Source organism: Hyphomicrobium sp., from assembly GCF_019744875.1.
In the GTDB taxonomy this organism is placed as follows: Bacteria; Pseudomonadota; Alphaproteobacteria; order Rhizobiales; family Hyphomicrobiaceae; genus Hyphomicrobium_C.
In genome coordinates, this window is record NZ_JAIETU010000002.1 from 473568 (window position 1) to 487914 (window position 14347).

At 66.5% G+C, this 14347-nt stretch carries 10 protein-coding genes and 1 pseudogene; 4 read left to right on the forward strand and 7 right to left on the reverse strand.

Annotated features, from left to right (window positions below):
- Window positions 1-27 precede the first annotated feature (27 nt).
- From K2Y42_RS02320 to K2Y42_RS02330, 3 genes and pseudogenes are all read right to left on the reverse strand, one after another.
- Window positions 28-1077, reverse strand: a pseudogene (locus tag K2Y42_RS02320) (homocysteine S-methyltransferase family protein); the annotation flags it as partial.
- A gap of 80 nt (window positions 1078-1157) precedes the next feature.
- Window positions 1158-2087 carry a methylenetetrahydrofolate reductase [NAD(P)H] gene (metF, locus tag K2Y42_RS02325; protein WP_291147993.1) on the reverse strand — a complete coding sequence of 310 codons (930 nt, stop codon included), beginning with the start codon at window positions 2085-2087 and terminating at the stop codon, window positions 1158-1160.
- On the reverse strand, window positions 2084-3097 hold the full coding sequence (locus tag K2Y42_RS02330; protein WP_291147996.1) for a metalloregulator ArsR/SmtB family transcription factor: 1014 nt from the start codon (window positions 3095-3097) through the stop codon (window positions 2084-2086). Before K2Y42_RS02330 ends, metF begins: the two co-directional genes overlap by 4 nt.
- A gap of 331 nt (window positions 3098-3428) precedes the next feature.
- On the opposite strand from K2Y42_RS02330, the gene K2Y42_RS02335 reads away from it, so the two are divergent.
- From K2Y42_RS02335 to K2Y42_RS02350, 4 genes are all read left to right on the forward strand, one after another.
- Window positions 3429-3932 (forward strand): hypothetical protein, encoded by a 504-nt coding sequence (locus K2Y42_RS02335; protein WP_291147998.1) that lies wholly within the window; start codon window positions 3429-3431, stop codon window positions 3930-3932.
- Window positions 3933-4154: 222 nt separating this feature from the next.
- On the forward strand, window positions 4155-4754 hold the full coding sequence (locus K2Y42_RS02340) for an ABC transporter substrate-binding protein (RefSeq protein ID WP_291147999.1): 600 nt from the start codon (window positions 4155-4157) through the stop codon (window positions 4752-4754).
- A gap of 106 nt (window positions 4755-4860) precedes the next feature.
- The gene (gene pepN, locus K2Y42_RS02345; protein WP_291148001.1) at window positions 4861-7512 is read left to right on the forward strand and encodes an aminopeptidase N; all 2652 of its coding nucleotides are present in this window, start codon (window positions 4861-4863) and stop codon (window positions 7510-7512) included.
- Between the two features lie 144 nt (window positions 7513-7656).
- Window positions 7657-8802 (forward strand): HAMP domain-containing sensor histidine kinase, encoded by a 1146-nt coding sequence (locus tag K2Y42_RS02350; RefSeq protein ID WP_291148003.1) that lies wholly within the window; start codon window positions 7657-7659, stop codon window positions 8800-8802.
- A gap of 561 nt (window positions 8803-9363) precedes the next feature.
- Here K2Y42_RS02350 and K2Y42_RS02355 read toward each other — a convergent pair.
- The 4 genes from K2Y42_RS02355 to K2Y42_RS02370 all read right to left on the reverse strand — a co-directional run bounded on the left by K2Y42_RS02355 (window position 9364) and on the right by K2Y42_RS02370 (window position 14288).
- The gene (locus K2Y42_RS02355; RefSeq protein ID WP_291148005.1) at window positions 9364-9960 is read right to left on the reverse strand and encodes a periplasmic heavy metal sensor; all 597 of its coding nucleotides are present in this window, start codon (window positions 9958-9960) and stop codon (window positions 9364-9366) included.
- Window positions 9957-10493, reverse strand: a complete 537-nt coding sequence (locus tag K2Y42_RS02360; RefSeq protein ID WP_291148007.1) for a hypothetical protein — start codon at window positions 10491-10493, stop codon at window positions 9957-9959. Before K2Y42_RS02360 ends, K2Y42_RS02355 begins: the two co-directional genes overlap by 4 nt.
- Before the next feature lie 25 nt (window positions 10494-10518).
- Complete coding sequence (locus K2Y42_RS02365) at window positions 10519-11196, reverse strand: sigma-70 family RNA polymerase sigma factor (protein ID WP_291148009.1); 678 nt, start codon at window positions 11194-11196, stop codon at window positions 10519-10521.
- A 146-nt stretch (window positions 11197-11342) separates the two neighbouring features.
- Window positions 11343-14288, reverse strand: coding sequence for a bifunctional [glutamine synthetase] adenylyltransferase/[glutamine synthetase]-adenylyl-L-tyrosine phosphorylase (locus tag K2Y42_RS02370; RefSeq protein WP_291148011.1), 2946 nt, complete (start codon window positions 14286-14288; stop codon window positions 11343-11345).
- Between the last annotated feature and the right edge of the window lie 59 nt (window positions 14289-14347).

Below are 14347 nucleotides of genomic sequence, written 5' to 3' on the forward strand. Positions count from 1 at the left end.
AACGCTGTCATGCCCTCACCCGTGCACGAACGGTTCGAGACCGGAGAGGCGCAGCTTGGGCGCGATCTTCGGGATCGGGCGCGGCGGATACTGCTTCACATGCTCGGCGATGTGGCGAATGTGGTCCGGGGTCGATCCGCAGCAGCCGCCGATGACGTTGATCAGGCCATCGCGGGCCCATGGCTCCGTCGCGCACGCCATGTCGTCCGGCGTCTCGTCGTAGCCGCCCATGGCGTTTGGCAGACCTGCGTTCGGGTAAGCTGAAATGCGCACGTCCGCGATCTGAGACAGCTCCGCGAGATACGGGCGCATCAGGTCCGCGCCCAGCGCGCAGTTGAGGCCGATCGAGAACGGCTTCAGATGGCGCATCGAATACCAGAACGCTTCCGGCGTCTGGCCGGACAGCGTACGGCCCGAGCGGTCGGTGATGGTGCCGGAGATCATGACCGGAAGCGTGATACCGAGCTCGTCGAACACTTCGAGTGTCGCGAGGCCCGCGGCCTTGGCGTTCAGCGTGTCGAAAATGGTTTCGATCAGAATGATCTGCGATCCGCCCTCGATGAGCCCGCGCACTTGTTCCTTGTAGGCGTCGCGCAGCTCGTCATAGGAGACGTTGCGGAAGCCCGGATTGTTGACATCCGGCGAGATCGAGGCCGTGCGGTTGGTCGGCCCGACGGCGCCGGCGACGAAGCGCGGCTTATCCGGCGTGAGCGCCGTGTACTTGTCGACCGCGGCGCGGGCGAGCTTTGCGGCCGCGACGTTGATCTCATACGACAGCTCCTCCATGCCGTAGTCGGCCATGGAGATGCGCTGCGCGTTGAACGTGTTGGTCTCGATGATGTCGGCGCCGGCCGCGAGATATTCCTCGTGGATGCCCTGGATGATCCCGGGTTGCGTCAGCACGAGAAGGTCGTTGTTGCCTTTCACGTCGCGCGGCCAATCGGCGAAGCGCTGGCCGCGATAGCCGGCTTCGTCCAGGTTGTGGCGCTGGATCATGGTGCCCATCGCGCCGTCGATGATCAGGATGCGCTCGGCGGCGGCCCGTTCGAGGGTTGCGGCGATGTCGGTTTCGGTCATGGCGTACTCGAATTTCTTTTTGACGTGATGTCTCGTTTCGCCCTCATTCCGCGCGCGGCGAGAGCGGAGTTCTGTGGCGCCTATCCGGCCGCCCGGCGTTGTTCAAGCGGCGCCGTTTTGAGCGGGCGCAGGCCCAGCAGGTGGCAGATGGCGTACACGAGATCGGCGCGGTTCAGCGTGTAGAAGTGGAAGGTCTTGGCGCCCTGGTCGACGAGATCCATCACCTGCTCGGTGGCGACGGCCGCGGCCACGAGGTGGCTGGTCGCGGGATCGTCGTCCAGACCCTCGAAGCGGCGCGCAAGCCAGGCCGGCACGCTCGCGCCGGTGCGCACGGCGAAGCCCGCCACCTGGCGGAAGTTATGGATCGGCACGATGCCCGGCACGATCGGCACCCAGATGCCGGCCGCGCGTGCGCGCTCCAGGAAGCGCAGATAGTGCGTGTTGTCGAAGCCGAACTGCGTGATGATGCGGTCCGCGCCGGCATCGACCTTGGCTTTGAGATTGTCGATGTCGGACTGGAGAGACGCGCTCTCGGGATGCTTCTCGGGATAGCCGCCGACGGACACCTCGAAGTTTGCGATCTTCTTCAGGCCGGTGACAAGCTCGGCCGCGTTGGCATAGCCGCCGGGCGTCGGCGTATAGCTTTGGCCGACGCCGCTCGCGGGGTCGCCGCGCAAGGCCACGATATGGCGAACGCCCGCATCCCAATAGGCGCGCGCCACGGCATCGACTTCCTCGCGGGTGGCATCGACGCAGGTGAGATGCGCGGCAGGGCGCAGCGCCGTTTCCTTGACGATGCGGGCAACCGTCGCGTGCGTGCGTTCGCGCGTCGAGCCGCCCGCGCCATAGGTCACGGACACGAACTCCGGCGCCAACGGCGCAAGCCGGTTGACGGCCGCCCAGAGCGTTTCTTCCATCTTCTCCGACTTGGGCGGGAAGAACTCGAAGGAGACGTCGATCTCGCCGGCGCCGAGGAGACGGCTTTTTCTTTCATTGGCGGGCGGTGTCATGATCCGATCCATTCCAGATTTTGGGGCTGACGGGCAGCCGCGGCGGCGTCCGGCTTGCGGGCGGTCCAAACGGAAACTGTGAGCTGCTGACGGTCGTCGTGCGTCTCGGGAGCCAAGCTCAGGATCTCGGGACTGCCGAGCCCTGCCTCGGCCAGCCATCCGGCAACCTGCTCGCTCTCGAAACCAAGACGTTCGTGGGCCTGCTCGTCGCGGAGCGCTTCGATATCGTGCGGGGCAAAGTCGACGATCAGCAGACGGCCGCCCGGCGCCAGAATGCGGGCGGCCTCGCGGACGGCCTGGGCGGGCTCCGAGAGATAGTGCAGCACCTGATGGATGACGACCGCATCGGCCGCGCCGTCGGGAAGCGCCACGTTATAGATGTCGCCGTGGCGCACCTCGGCGTGGGACAGCCCGGCCGTCTTGAGCTTGCTCCGCGCGTAGGCCAGCATCGACTGGTTGACGTCGAGGCCGAGGCCGCGCTCGAAGCGCCCGGCGAGCACTTCCAGAATGCGCCCCGTGCCCGTGCCGAGATCGACGAGCAGCTTGTAGGTCGGCCCGGCCAAGGCGGTAACGATGGCGGCTTCAACGGCGCTCTCCGACACATAGAGCGCGCGGATGCGGTCCCAATCGGCGGCATGGTCGCGGAAATAGGTTTGGGCGGCGGCTTCGCGCTCGCGCTTGAGGGCTTCGGCGCGCTCGCTGTCGCGGCGCAAGACCGGGTCGCGGCCGTCGACCGTCTCAAGCAGTCGGCGCACCAGCTTGCCGCCGTCCGAGCGGTCCGAGACGTGGAAATAGACCCAGCTTCCCTGCCGGAAGCGCTCGATCAGGCCTGCCTCCGCGAGCAGCTTGAGGTGGCGGCTGAGGCGCGGCTGGCTTTGCCCCAGGATCTGCGTCAGGTCCTTGACGTTCAGCTCTCCGGCCGCCAGCAGCAACAGGATCCGCAGACGCGTGCTCTCGGCCGCGGCCTTGAGCGCGGTTACAAGCTTCTGGATCTCAAGCGGTCCGGACATCTCTGGCTTTGACGATCTGGGCTTTGACGACTTGGTCTTTGACGATTTCTGGGGCGATTTCGACTCTCTGGCGGTCAGCCGCCTAGTCCGGACAAGATATAAAGATATGTTTATGTGTCAAGCGCATTAAAAATGTTTGCGGACGGCTCTTTTCTGAACACCCGGTAACTTTGGCTAAAGGCAAGAACCCTATCAATCTGAGCGTCGTATTCGGGGCGGGGGCTCATTCATGCACGGCACGTTACCAAACCTGGTGGCTTCGGCCTCCGCGTCGCTTACCGGTGTGCCTCAGGGCGCCCAATCATCGTCGTTGCCGTCTCAGACCCTTTACATGGCACCCGGCCCGATTGGCATGGGCCGCCCGGTGCTGCTGGCGCTGCTCGTGCCGGCCACTCTGGCGCTGCTGGCGCCCTTCTGGCTCCTGGCTTCGCAGCTCGCGTCCGATCCCTCGGCGCGGGAAATCGTGGCGCATCGGCCCATGACCGCGCTGCTGCTCGGTGGCGGATTGATCGTGCTCCTGGCCATTTTCGCGGTTCCGCTGGCCTCTCTCGCGCGCAGCATTCTGCAACGGCGCCACGTCACGATCGACGGCGGTTTCGTGCATATGACCGTCACCGGCCTTGCGGGATCTGGCTCCTGGGTCGAGCCGATCAGCGCCTACCGGGGCCTTTCGCGTCGTGTTCGCTCGTCCCATTCGGGCGTTATGCAGGAGCTGGTGCTGGTTCATCCGCGCCGCGCACGATCCGTGGTCGTTCGATCTGCGCCGCAAATTTCCCAAGAGCAGGTCGATTTCCTCGCCCACGCCTTCAACCTTGCCGAAATTCCGTCGCGGTAGGCCGCTAGCGTCCGGCCGGTTGCACGTTTTTGCGCGCCGCGCGCGTGCGGCTGGCCGCACTTTCGACGGCCGGCCTCACCCCATCTGGCCCGGCATGCTCGGCTGGGCTTGATTGGCCGGATTGGCGCCAAGTTTTGACGAGACGCCGCGTGCGTGCTGAATGTAGGGAAGCCATCGGCCCTGGAGGGGTGCCGCGGGCGATGTAGCGGGAGCTCAGGTTTGATGACGACGTTTCACCAGCGCTTGCCCCTCGCAGGAGCGGCATCCTGGATCAAGACTGTGGCGTTCATCGCAGCGATGCTTGTCACGGGGATCGGCTCGGCCGCCGCGGAGACGCCTGCGGGATACATGCAGCGCGTCGCCAACCAGCTCATCGAGGCTCAGAAGAGCGGCACCGAGGGCGACTTCGCGACCGTCATTCGCAGCCACGCGGACGTGCCCACGATCGCGCTCACCGCGCTCGGCTCCTATGCGCAAAGCCTCAACAAGTCCGACCGGCCCGCCTACTACGCCGGCATGATCAATTTCATCTCGCGCTATGCGGCCAAGGAAGCGCCGAAGTATCCGGTGCTGCGCGCCATCATGGTCGGGCAGACCAAGGAAACGGCGGGCGGCATCTACGTCGACAGCCGCATCTCACTGCGCTCGGGCGAAAACTATGACGTACGCTGGCGCATCGTGCGGCGCGGCAGCGTGTTCAAGGTGCGCGATGCGGAGATCATCGGCTTCGAGATGACGTCGTTCCTGAACAACCTGTTCCAGAACTACATCTCCGAAAACGGCGGCAACCCGCGCACGCTCGTCATCGCGCTCAACCGCTGAGGCCCCGCGCGCTCGATCAGAGCGGCGAGACCTGTTGCAATTTGCCCGGCGAAGCGCGATGCGTTCGGTGGTTCGCTGGCCGCCGTCCAGCTTCCCCGGAGCTCCCATGACCGCCGATACGCCTCGTCCCCGCCGCCTCAAGGACTATCGCCCGCCGGCCTATCTGATCGACCATGTCGATCTCGATTTCGCGCTCGACCCTGCGCGCACGGCCGTCAAGGCGGTGCTGAAGCTCAGGCCCAATCCGGCGGCGGCAAGCGCGGGCAAGGCGCCGCTGGTGCTCGACGGCGAGCAGCTCGAGCTCACTTCGATCTCGCTCGACGGCGAGGCACTCGCGCCTTCCGCCTACAGCCGCACCGACACGTCGCTCACGATCCCCAAGCCTCCGGCCAAGCCCTTCACGCTCGCTATCGAAACCATCATCAACCCCGAAGCCAACACGGCGCTGCAGGGGCTCTATCGCTCGCGCGGCGTGTTCTGCACGCAATGCGAGGCGGAAGGCTTCCGCCGCATCACCTATTTCCTCGACCGCCCCGACGTTCTCGCCACCTACACGTGCCGCATCGAAGCCGAGACGGCCATCGCGCCGATCCTGCTCGGCAACGGCAATCCGGTCGAGCGCGGGCGCCTCAAGCGCGGCCGCCATTTCGCCGTCTGGCACGATCCGCATCCGAAGCCCTGCTACCTGTTCGCCCTCGTCGGCGGCGACCTCGGGCATGTCGCGTCCACCTTCAAGACCCAGTCGGGACGCAAGGTCGACCTCAAGATCTACGTGGAGCACGGCAAGGAAGAGCGCGCCGCGTGGGCCATGGACAGCCTCAAGCGCTCGATGCGGTGGGACGAGGAGCGCTTCGGGCGCGAGTACGATCTCGACGTGTTCAACATCGTCGCCGTGTCCGACTTCAACATGGGCGCGATGGAGAACAAGGGGCTCAACATCTTCAACGACCGGCTGATCCTCGCGTCTCCCGAAACCGCGACGGATGCCAACTTCGAATCCATCGAGGCGGTGGTCGCGCACGAGTACTTCCACAACTGGACCGGCAACCGCATCACCTGCCGCGACTGGTTCCAGCTCTGCCTCAAGGAAGGGCTCACGGTCTATCGCGATCAGGAGTTCTCGGCGGACGCGCGCTCGCGCACGGTGCAGCGCATCCAGGACGTGCGTCTCTTGCGCTCGGCGCAGTTCACGGAAGACGCAGGCCCTCTCGCCCATCCCGTGCGGCCCGAGAGCTACATCGAGATCAACAACTTCTACACGGCGACGGTCTACGAGAAGGGCGCGGAGCTGGTGCGCATGATCGAGACCATTCTCGGCGCGGATGCGTTCCGCCGCGGCATGGATCTCTATTTCGAGCGCCATGACGGGCAAGCCGCGACGATCGAGGATTTCATCTCCTGCTTCGAGGAGGCCTCTGGCCGCGACCTCGCCCATTTCAAGCTCTGGTATTCGCAAGCGGGCACGCCCGAGCTCGTCTGCTCGCTCTCCTTCGACAAGGCCAAGAAGCAGGCGGAGCTGAAGATCGAGCAGGTCCTGCCGCCGACGCCCGGCGAGACGAAGAAGAAGCCGTTGCACATTCCGTTGCGGGTCGGGCTCATCGGATCGAACGGCCAGGACATCGCGCTCGTGCGCGACACGGGCGAAGCTGTCGAAGACGGCGTGTTGCATGTCACGCGCCGGACGCAGACCTTCCGTTTCCAGGACGTGCCGTCCGTTCCTGTGCCGTCGCTGCTGCGTGGCTTCTCGGCGCCGGTCAATCTCACGGTCAGCACCTCCGACCGCGATCTCGAATTCCTGATGGCCAACGACAGCGACCTCTTCAACCGCTGGCAGGCCGCCAACACCTATGCCACGCGCACGCTGATCGACATGGTCAAGGCGCTCAAGAAGGGCGAGCGGGCGGGGCCGCGCGCGACGCAGTTCGCCAAGGCGCTCGGGGCTGCCGTCGGCGGTGGCGGGCTGGAGCCTGCCTACCAGGCGGAACTCCTCAAGTTGCCGAGCCAGTCCGACATCGCCCGCATCATCGGCCGTAACGTCGATCCGGGCCTCATCTTCCGGGCACACCGCCAGCTCGCCAAGCTGACGGGCACGGTGCTGGGAGACCTGCTCGAAGACCTCTACCGGGACATGCGGCCCGAGGCGGCGTTCTCGCCGGACGCCAAGAGCGCCGGGCGGCGGTCGCTGCGCAACGCGGTTCTGACTCTGCTCACGGCGCGCGGCACGGGCGGCGACGAAACCCGGCTCTCCGAGCACTTCTTCAAGGCCCGGAACATGACCGACGAGCAGCATGCGCTGATGCTGCTGGCGACCGGCTCGCACCCCGAGCGGCAGAAGGCGCTGGATCGCTTCCATGACCGCTGGAAGGGCGACAACCTGGTCATCGACACGTGGTTTGCGGCCCAGGCGCAGTCCCCGCAGCGCCCGGTCATCTCGCAGATCAAGGCCTTGACGCGGCACCCTTTATTCAGCCTCGCCACCCCCAACAAGGTGCGCGCGCTGATCGGCACGTTCGCCATGCAGAACCCGGTGCAGTTCCACCGGCCGGACGGGGCGGGCTACGAGTTCGTGGCCAAGCAGGTGCTGGCCATCGACCGGCTCAACCCCTCGATTGCGGCCCGCATGCTGGGGGCGTTCCGGACGTGGCAGGTGCTGGAGGCTGAGCGGCGCGGAGCGGCCCGAAAGGTGCTCCAAATGGTCGTCAAGACCGAAAATCTGTCCCGGGACGCGTTCGAGATCGCAACGAAGATGCTCGATTAGCCACACGTCCGAAAACGATGATTGCGCTGATTTAATCTCCCTCGACACAATGCCGCCGAATCGGTGAACTGGAGGAGTGATTCGCCTGTGTAGCGGCGAAGTCCCGGTCGCGCAAAGCTTCAAAAAATTCGCTAGGAGATTCGCATGGCTGGCACCCCCGTGGCCGCGCTGCAAAACGGCTTTGTCGCGCACGACGGCTCCGAAAATCAGGAGCCGGAAAGCCGCCTTCTGGGGGGTATCCGGGCCGAGCGTTTTCTTCAGACGGCCGCTGTCTTCTATGTGGGTGCGCTGGTGCTCGCGTTGCTTGAAATCTACGTTCTGCCGTTGCCGTTCGTTCTGCTTACCGGTCTTGCCGTCACGCTTCTTGCCCTTCGCGGGCACCTGCCGTCCGTCCCTACGGCACAGCGCTCCGCGAAGCTTTCGTCCGTTTCCGAACCCGCCGATCTCTCCCCGGCGCAAAAGGGCAGCGAGGGTCCGCCCACCCTGCTGCCCTTCATCGGGGAGCGCATCACGCTCAATCCGAACACCGCCCAGCTCGAAGGCCTCGCCCGCGCCGCCGCCCGGCTCAGCCGCCTGCCGTCGTCGCGCAGCCACCCCTGGGGCGACCTCATCGCCCGCGTCAGCCACGAGCTGCGCACGCCGCTCAACGCCGTGATCGGCTTTTCCGATGTGATGAAGTCCGAGCTGCTCGGGCCCGTCGGCCATCCGCGCTACCGCGAGTACGTGCAGCACATCTGCGACAGCGGCCGCGAGCTTCTGAAATCCGCCGAGGACACGCTGGCGATCACCTATCTCCTCGACCACGATCCGAACGTGCGCCTCGAAACCGGCATCGACCTCGCGCCGATCGTCAAGGACGCGTGGGAGTTCCACGTCGGCCCGCCGGGCGGCGCGACGGGACTTTCGCTCGAAGCCAACCTGCCGGACACGCTCGAGGTGCTCATCGACCGCCGTCCGATGCGCCAGATCCTCATCAATCTCTTTGCGGAAGCGGTTCGCCGCTCGGACGCCCGCGGCACCGTCGGCTTCGGCGCGAAGGTCGACGGCGACCTCGTTCAGATCGAAGTCTACCTGCGCGGCCGGCCGGACAGCTCGATGGCCGGACAGGCGTCGCTGCCGATCTGCCTCGCGCGCGCGCTGCTTGAGCTGCACGGGGCCTCGCTCATCGAAGTCGAAGATCCCTACTCGACGTGGCGCGCGGTGACCGTGTTGCCGTGCGCGGCGCAGTCGGACTTCTTCACCCTGCCCGATCGCGTCGCCGTGACGGAGACCCAGGCGCATTTGTGCTGAGGGCAGCAGGCAGTAGGCAGTAGGCAGTAGGCAGTAGGCAGTAGGCAGTAGGCAGTAGGCAGTAGGCAGTAGGCCTACCGCGGTTCGTCCATTCGGCTAGAGTTTTTTCGGGGTGATCGCTCGATGGGCGGCGCGATGTGCGCGCGTCCACACCTTGTCATCCTCGGGGTCATGGCGCAGCCATGCTCCGCACGGACTCCCGAGGATCCATTGGGCTCAGAGGACAAGCGGAGTTGATTGCGCCGACGCGCGCCGCGACGACGGCTTTCCCAAGCGACAGAATGGATCCTAGGCACAGGGCCTAGGATGACACAGCGGCATACTGCGCGACCGCTCGCGTTTGACACCTCAAGAGGCGGCGGCGCGATGTGAGCGCATCCCCAACCTGTCATCCTCGGGCTTGTCCCGAGGATCCATCGGGCTAAGAGGACAAGCGGAGGTGATTGCGCCGACGCGCGCCGCGACGACGGCTTTCCCAAGCGGAAGAATGGGTCCTAGGCACAAGGCCTAGGATGACATTGCACGCACCGCTGGCGGTCGACAGCATACGGGGCGGACGGCTTAAGGGGTGGGTGGCGCAGGCGGCGGCGAAGCTTCGACGGGGGATTTATCGGCCTTGTCGTTTTCGCCCTTATCGTCGTCGCCCTTCTCGTCCTTCTTCTTCCGATGCGGCGGCTCGCTTTTCTTCCGCCAGAACTCCGCGAGCTTGGCGCGCTCGTCGGGCTTCAGGGTTTCGACGTGACCCAGGAAGGCCTTGACGGCGGTCTGGCGCAGCGTCCGCTCCTTCTCGGCTACGGAGGAGATGGCGGCGTCCAGCGCCGCGCGATCGAAAGGTTCAGCGGCCAGCTTGTCGGCGGCGGCGCGGCGCGCGGTTCTCACGTCGTCCATCAGCGGGCGCAGGCTCGCGCGATCTTCACGAAGCAGCTTGCGCATCTCCTTGCGCCGCTCGTCCGGGAGCACGCGGGTGAGGCCCATCATGCCGAAGTCCTCGCCGCCGCCCGGGCCCCCGCGCGGCATATGCTGGCGGTGTCCCAGCATCGTGCCCGCCACCGCGCCGAGGATCAGCAGGTTGAGCGCCAGCGACGCGATCAGGGCGTACTTCAAACGGCGCTTTCCAGGATCGGGCGCGGCGCTCGGCGGCTGAGGCAGGTCGCTCACAGCATATCTCCCTCAAACATGCTGATCTCGCCGCTGTCGAAGGCGATCTGAGCCGGGTCCATGTCGGGATCGGACGACGCTTCGGCGACCGCGGTGTCGGCCGGCCGGTCGAACGTTCCGGAAAACCCAAAAATCGCGCCGAGCACGAGGGACGCAGCCAGCAACGCGGCGGCGGGCCATTGCTCCGCGTTGCGGGTCGCGTTAGCGCCTTTGTTGGGGCTGCGCTCGAAGATGCTCCTTGCGCGCGGGGCGGCCTGAGGCGCGGCAGGGGCGACGCTTTCGGCGGCCGCCGCAGCCAAGATGCGCGACGCGAGCGCGCCCGTGTCGATGGGCGGGGGCGGAGCAAAATCCAGCAGCCGGTCGAGCGCTTCGGCCTCGCGCAATTGCGCCTGCGCTTCCGCGCTCGTCGCGAGCAGGCCCGCGAAGTCCCTGCGCACCGGCGCCGGCCAGCGCGTGCGATCGCTGCCGAAGGTTTCGAGGACCTGCGCGAATGCCGCGAGGCCTGCTCCTTCTCCTGTCGTTTTCTCAGTCATGGCCGTGATCCAGCACTTTCAATGTTCAACTCTCGCTCTCGAGCAAGCTCTTCCAGTCTTTTTCGAGCTCGGCCTTGAGCGTGCGGCGGGCACGCGCCAAGAGCGACTCGACGGCTTCGTCCGATACTCCCAAGACCTCGCCCACCTCGGCCTGGCTCAGGCCCTCGTGGTGAAACAGCGTCAGCGCGCGCCGCTGGCGCTCGGGCAGCGCCTGCATGGCCGCGGCGACCCGCTTCGACAGGTCCTGCTCTTCCAGCCTCACGGCCTGGGTCGGCGCATCGGCCACCTCGGGCACCTCGTCCGTCACCACCGTCCGCCGCTGGGACCGGATCCGGTCGAGGCAGAGGTTGGATGTCACTTTGCGAAGCCAGGGCCGCAGCCCGTGCGGGCCGATTTCCAACGTCTCGCCCGCGCGCCACAGCCGCAGCAGGGCCTCCTGCGCCACGTCCTCGGCCTCCGCCTCGTCGCGCAGCATGCGGCGCGCAAGAACGGCGATGGAACCCAGGTGGCGGTCGACGAGGATCCGGAAGGCCTGGCTGTCCTGGCGCGCGAGACGGGTCAGCAGCACCTTGTCATCCGGCGCGTCCGGCCAAGGGCCAGCGCGCACGTTCGATCCGGGTGTCGTCGTCCCCATCCGTCCGTCTGGCCCCGATCTCACAAAGGCGCTCTTGTCTCGCGGTCGCCCGCTCAGCAGCGCAGCCATGTCCTGCTCCGCAGTTTAATGTCTAATGCGGAACGGGCGTCACACAAAAAATCCGTCGCAGACGAGAGTCTTTCTAACTTCGGGCGCCCGCTTGAAACGCTCCAGCCCTCTGTTTTGTCGTCGAAAACACACGTTTCGGATGCTCGCTAGGTCACGAGCCTGGAAAAGAGCCCGTGGACGCCGGCCAGGCTCTCGCGCAGGTCGCCTTCGAGCGACTGGAAGTTCGGCGCGCCGCCGGCCCTGGCCAGCAGCACCTTGAGGCCCACGGGCGCGGTCGCGGGATCGAAAGCCTCTTCGATACAGAGCCTTACGACCTGCGTCAGATTGTGGACGAGGCGCGTCGCCTGGACCAGCCGGTCCGCATCGGCGGCATCGAGGACGCCAGCGCTGGCGAGCTTGCGGAACGCGGCCAGAGTGTTCTGGTCGAGCACATCGGGGTGGCGGGCCGCATGCACAAGTTGCAGATGCTGAGCGATGAACTCCAGGTCGACGAGACCGCCGCGGACCTGCTTCAGGTCCCAGATGTTGTCCGTCCCCTTCTCACCCTCGATGCGCGCGCGCATGTCCTGCACGTCCTTGGCGATGACGGTGGCGTCGCGCGCACGCGTCAGCGTGGCGCGAATGGCCTCCTCGACCGTGCGGCGCAGCTCCGGCGGGCCCGAGATGACGCGCGCACGCGTCAGCGCCAGGTGCTCCCAGGTCCAGGCCTCGTTCGCCTGATAGTCGCGGAAGGTGGAGAGCTGGGCAGCGACCGGGCCTTTCTGGCCGGAGGGACGCAACCGCATATCGACCTCGTAGAGGCTGCCTTCGGCGGTCGGCGCGGAGAGGTGCGAGATGAGCCGCTGCGTGTAGCGCGCGTAGTACTGGCTCGGCGCGAGCGGCTTGAGTCCGTCCGATTGGGTGGCGGCCTGGTCGTAGTCGTAGACGACGATGAGATCGACGTCGGACGACGCCGTCATCTCCCAACCGCCGAGCTTGCCCATGGCCAGCACCACGGCTCCGCCGCCCGGCACGCGGCCGTGGACGCGCTCAAGCTCGTGTTCGACGTCGGCGGCGAGCGCGGCGATCAGGCTTTCGGCCAACCTGGCGTAGGCGATGCCTGCCTCGCTGGCGTTGATCGAGCCAGAGAGAACGCGCACGCCGATCAGGAACGACTGCTCGCTGCCGACCACGCGCGCGCGGTCGAGCACGTCCTGCGGATCGCGCGCCTGCGCCATCTCGGCGGCCACAAGAGCGTCGAGATCCGCAGCCGACGGCAGCGCACCGAACGCGCGCGGGTCGATCACGGCATCGAGCAGGCGGCGGCGGCGCGAGAGGATGCGCGACAGGCGCGGCGCCGTGCCCATCATGTCGGCGACAAGGCGCATCAATGCGGGATTGGCCTTGAGCAACGAAAAGAGCTGCACGCCGGCCGGCAACTCGGCCAGAAAGGTGTCGAACGTTGCGATGGCGCGGTCGGGATCTGTGGTCGCGGCCAAGGCCGTGACGAGCAGCGGCTGCACCTCCGTCAGAAGCTCGCGCGCGCGCGGCGAGCGCACGGCCGGATAGCGCCCGTGATGCCATCCGCGCACGGCCGCCAGCACGTCGGCGGGGCGCTGATAGCCCAGGCGCGTGAGGGCGGCGACGGTGCCCGGGTCGTCCTTCTCGCCGGCAAATACGAGATTCTCGCCTTCTGACGTCAGCTCGGGCGCATCCTCGAACAACCCGGCATAGTGGCGCTGCACGCGTGACAGGACGGAGCGCAGCGCTTCGGAGAACGCATCCACACCGGAGTAGCCTGCAAACCGCGCAAAGCTTTCGAGCGGCGCGGGATCGGACGGCACTTCCTGCGTCTGCTCGTCGGCGACCATCTGGAGGCGATGCTCGATCCAGCGCAGGTAGAGATACGCGTCGGCGAGATCCGCCGCCGTCGCGCTTTCGATCCACCCCGCCTCGACGAGCACGCCCAGCGCTTCGAGAGTTCTGCGCGTACGCAGATTGCGCTGGCGCCCGCCCGCAATGAGCTGCTGCGTCTGCACGAAGAACTCGATCTCACGAATGCCGCCCGAGCCGAGCTTGATGTTGTGGCCGGCCACGCCGATGCCGCCGAAGCCGCGGAACGCGTGGATCTGGCGCTTCATTGCATGGATGTCGGCAATGGCTGCGAAGTCGAGATTGCGGCGCCAGATGAACGGGGCCAGCTCGGCGATGAACCCGTCTCCCGCCTCGATGTCTCCGGCGACGGCGCGCGCTTTAATGAGGGCGGCACGTTCCCAGTTCTGGCCGAAGCTCTCGTAGTAGAGCGCGGCCGCATCGGTCGAGAGCGCAATCGGCGTTGCACCCGCGTCGGGGCGCAGGCGCAAATCGGTGCGGAACACATATCCGGCCGCCGTTCTCTCATCGATCAGGCGGACGAGATCGCGCGTCAGGCGAACGAAGAACGTCTGCGGCTCGACGCCCTCCTTGAGCCGCGCCTTTGCGCGCTCGAAGAAAACGATGAGGTCGATGTCGCTCGAATAGTTGAGCTCGCAGGCGCCGTACTTGCCGACGGCCAGCACGATGTATCCCGAAGCGAGATCGGCGCCTGCGGCGTCGGCGAGCCATTCGCCCTTCGCGGCTGCCTGCCGGAACAGGAACCGAACCGCGCCTTGAAGCGCGGCATCGGCCGTGGCGGACAATGCGCGCGTCACGGCGACGACATCCCAGACGCCGGCGAGATCGCAGAGCGCGATCAATTGAGCGACGGAGGCTTTGTAGGTCCGCAGCGCCGTCATGGCAGCGGGAAACGCGTCCGTCGCCTCGAGCTCGGCGGCAAGCGAGGCGGTGAGCTCAGCAAAGCGCCTGTCGGGATCGGCGCGCAGCGCGTCGTCGAGGCGGGCGGGATGGCGGGCGAATTCGCTGCGGAGATAGGGCGAGCCCGCGACGATGCCAGCGATGAGCGCGCGTACGCGCGGATGCTCCAGCGTCGCGAGGAGGTGTTCGGCGGCGGCGTCCTTGCGCCAGTCTTCGATCAGAGGATCGAGGCTCGCGCCTGCAAGAGGATCCTGTGGCCAGCGCGTGTCCGCGCCCAGCCGATCGATCAGCGCGCCGTCACCCCCGGGCGTGTCCGCCATGGTCTCTCCCTCGTGCGTTTATTCTCGATCCCCGTCTTGGACCTGCGAGGACCGGGTCG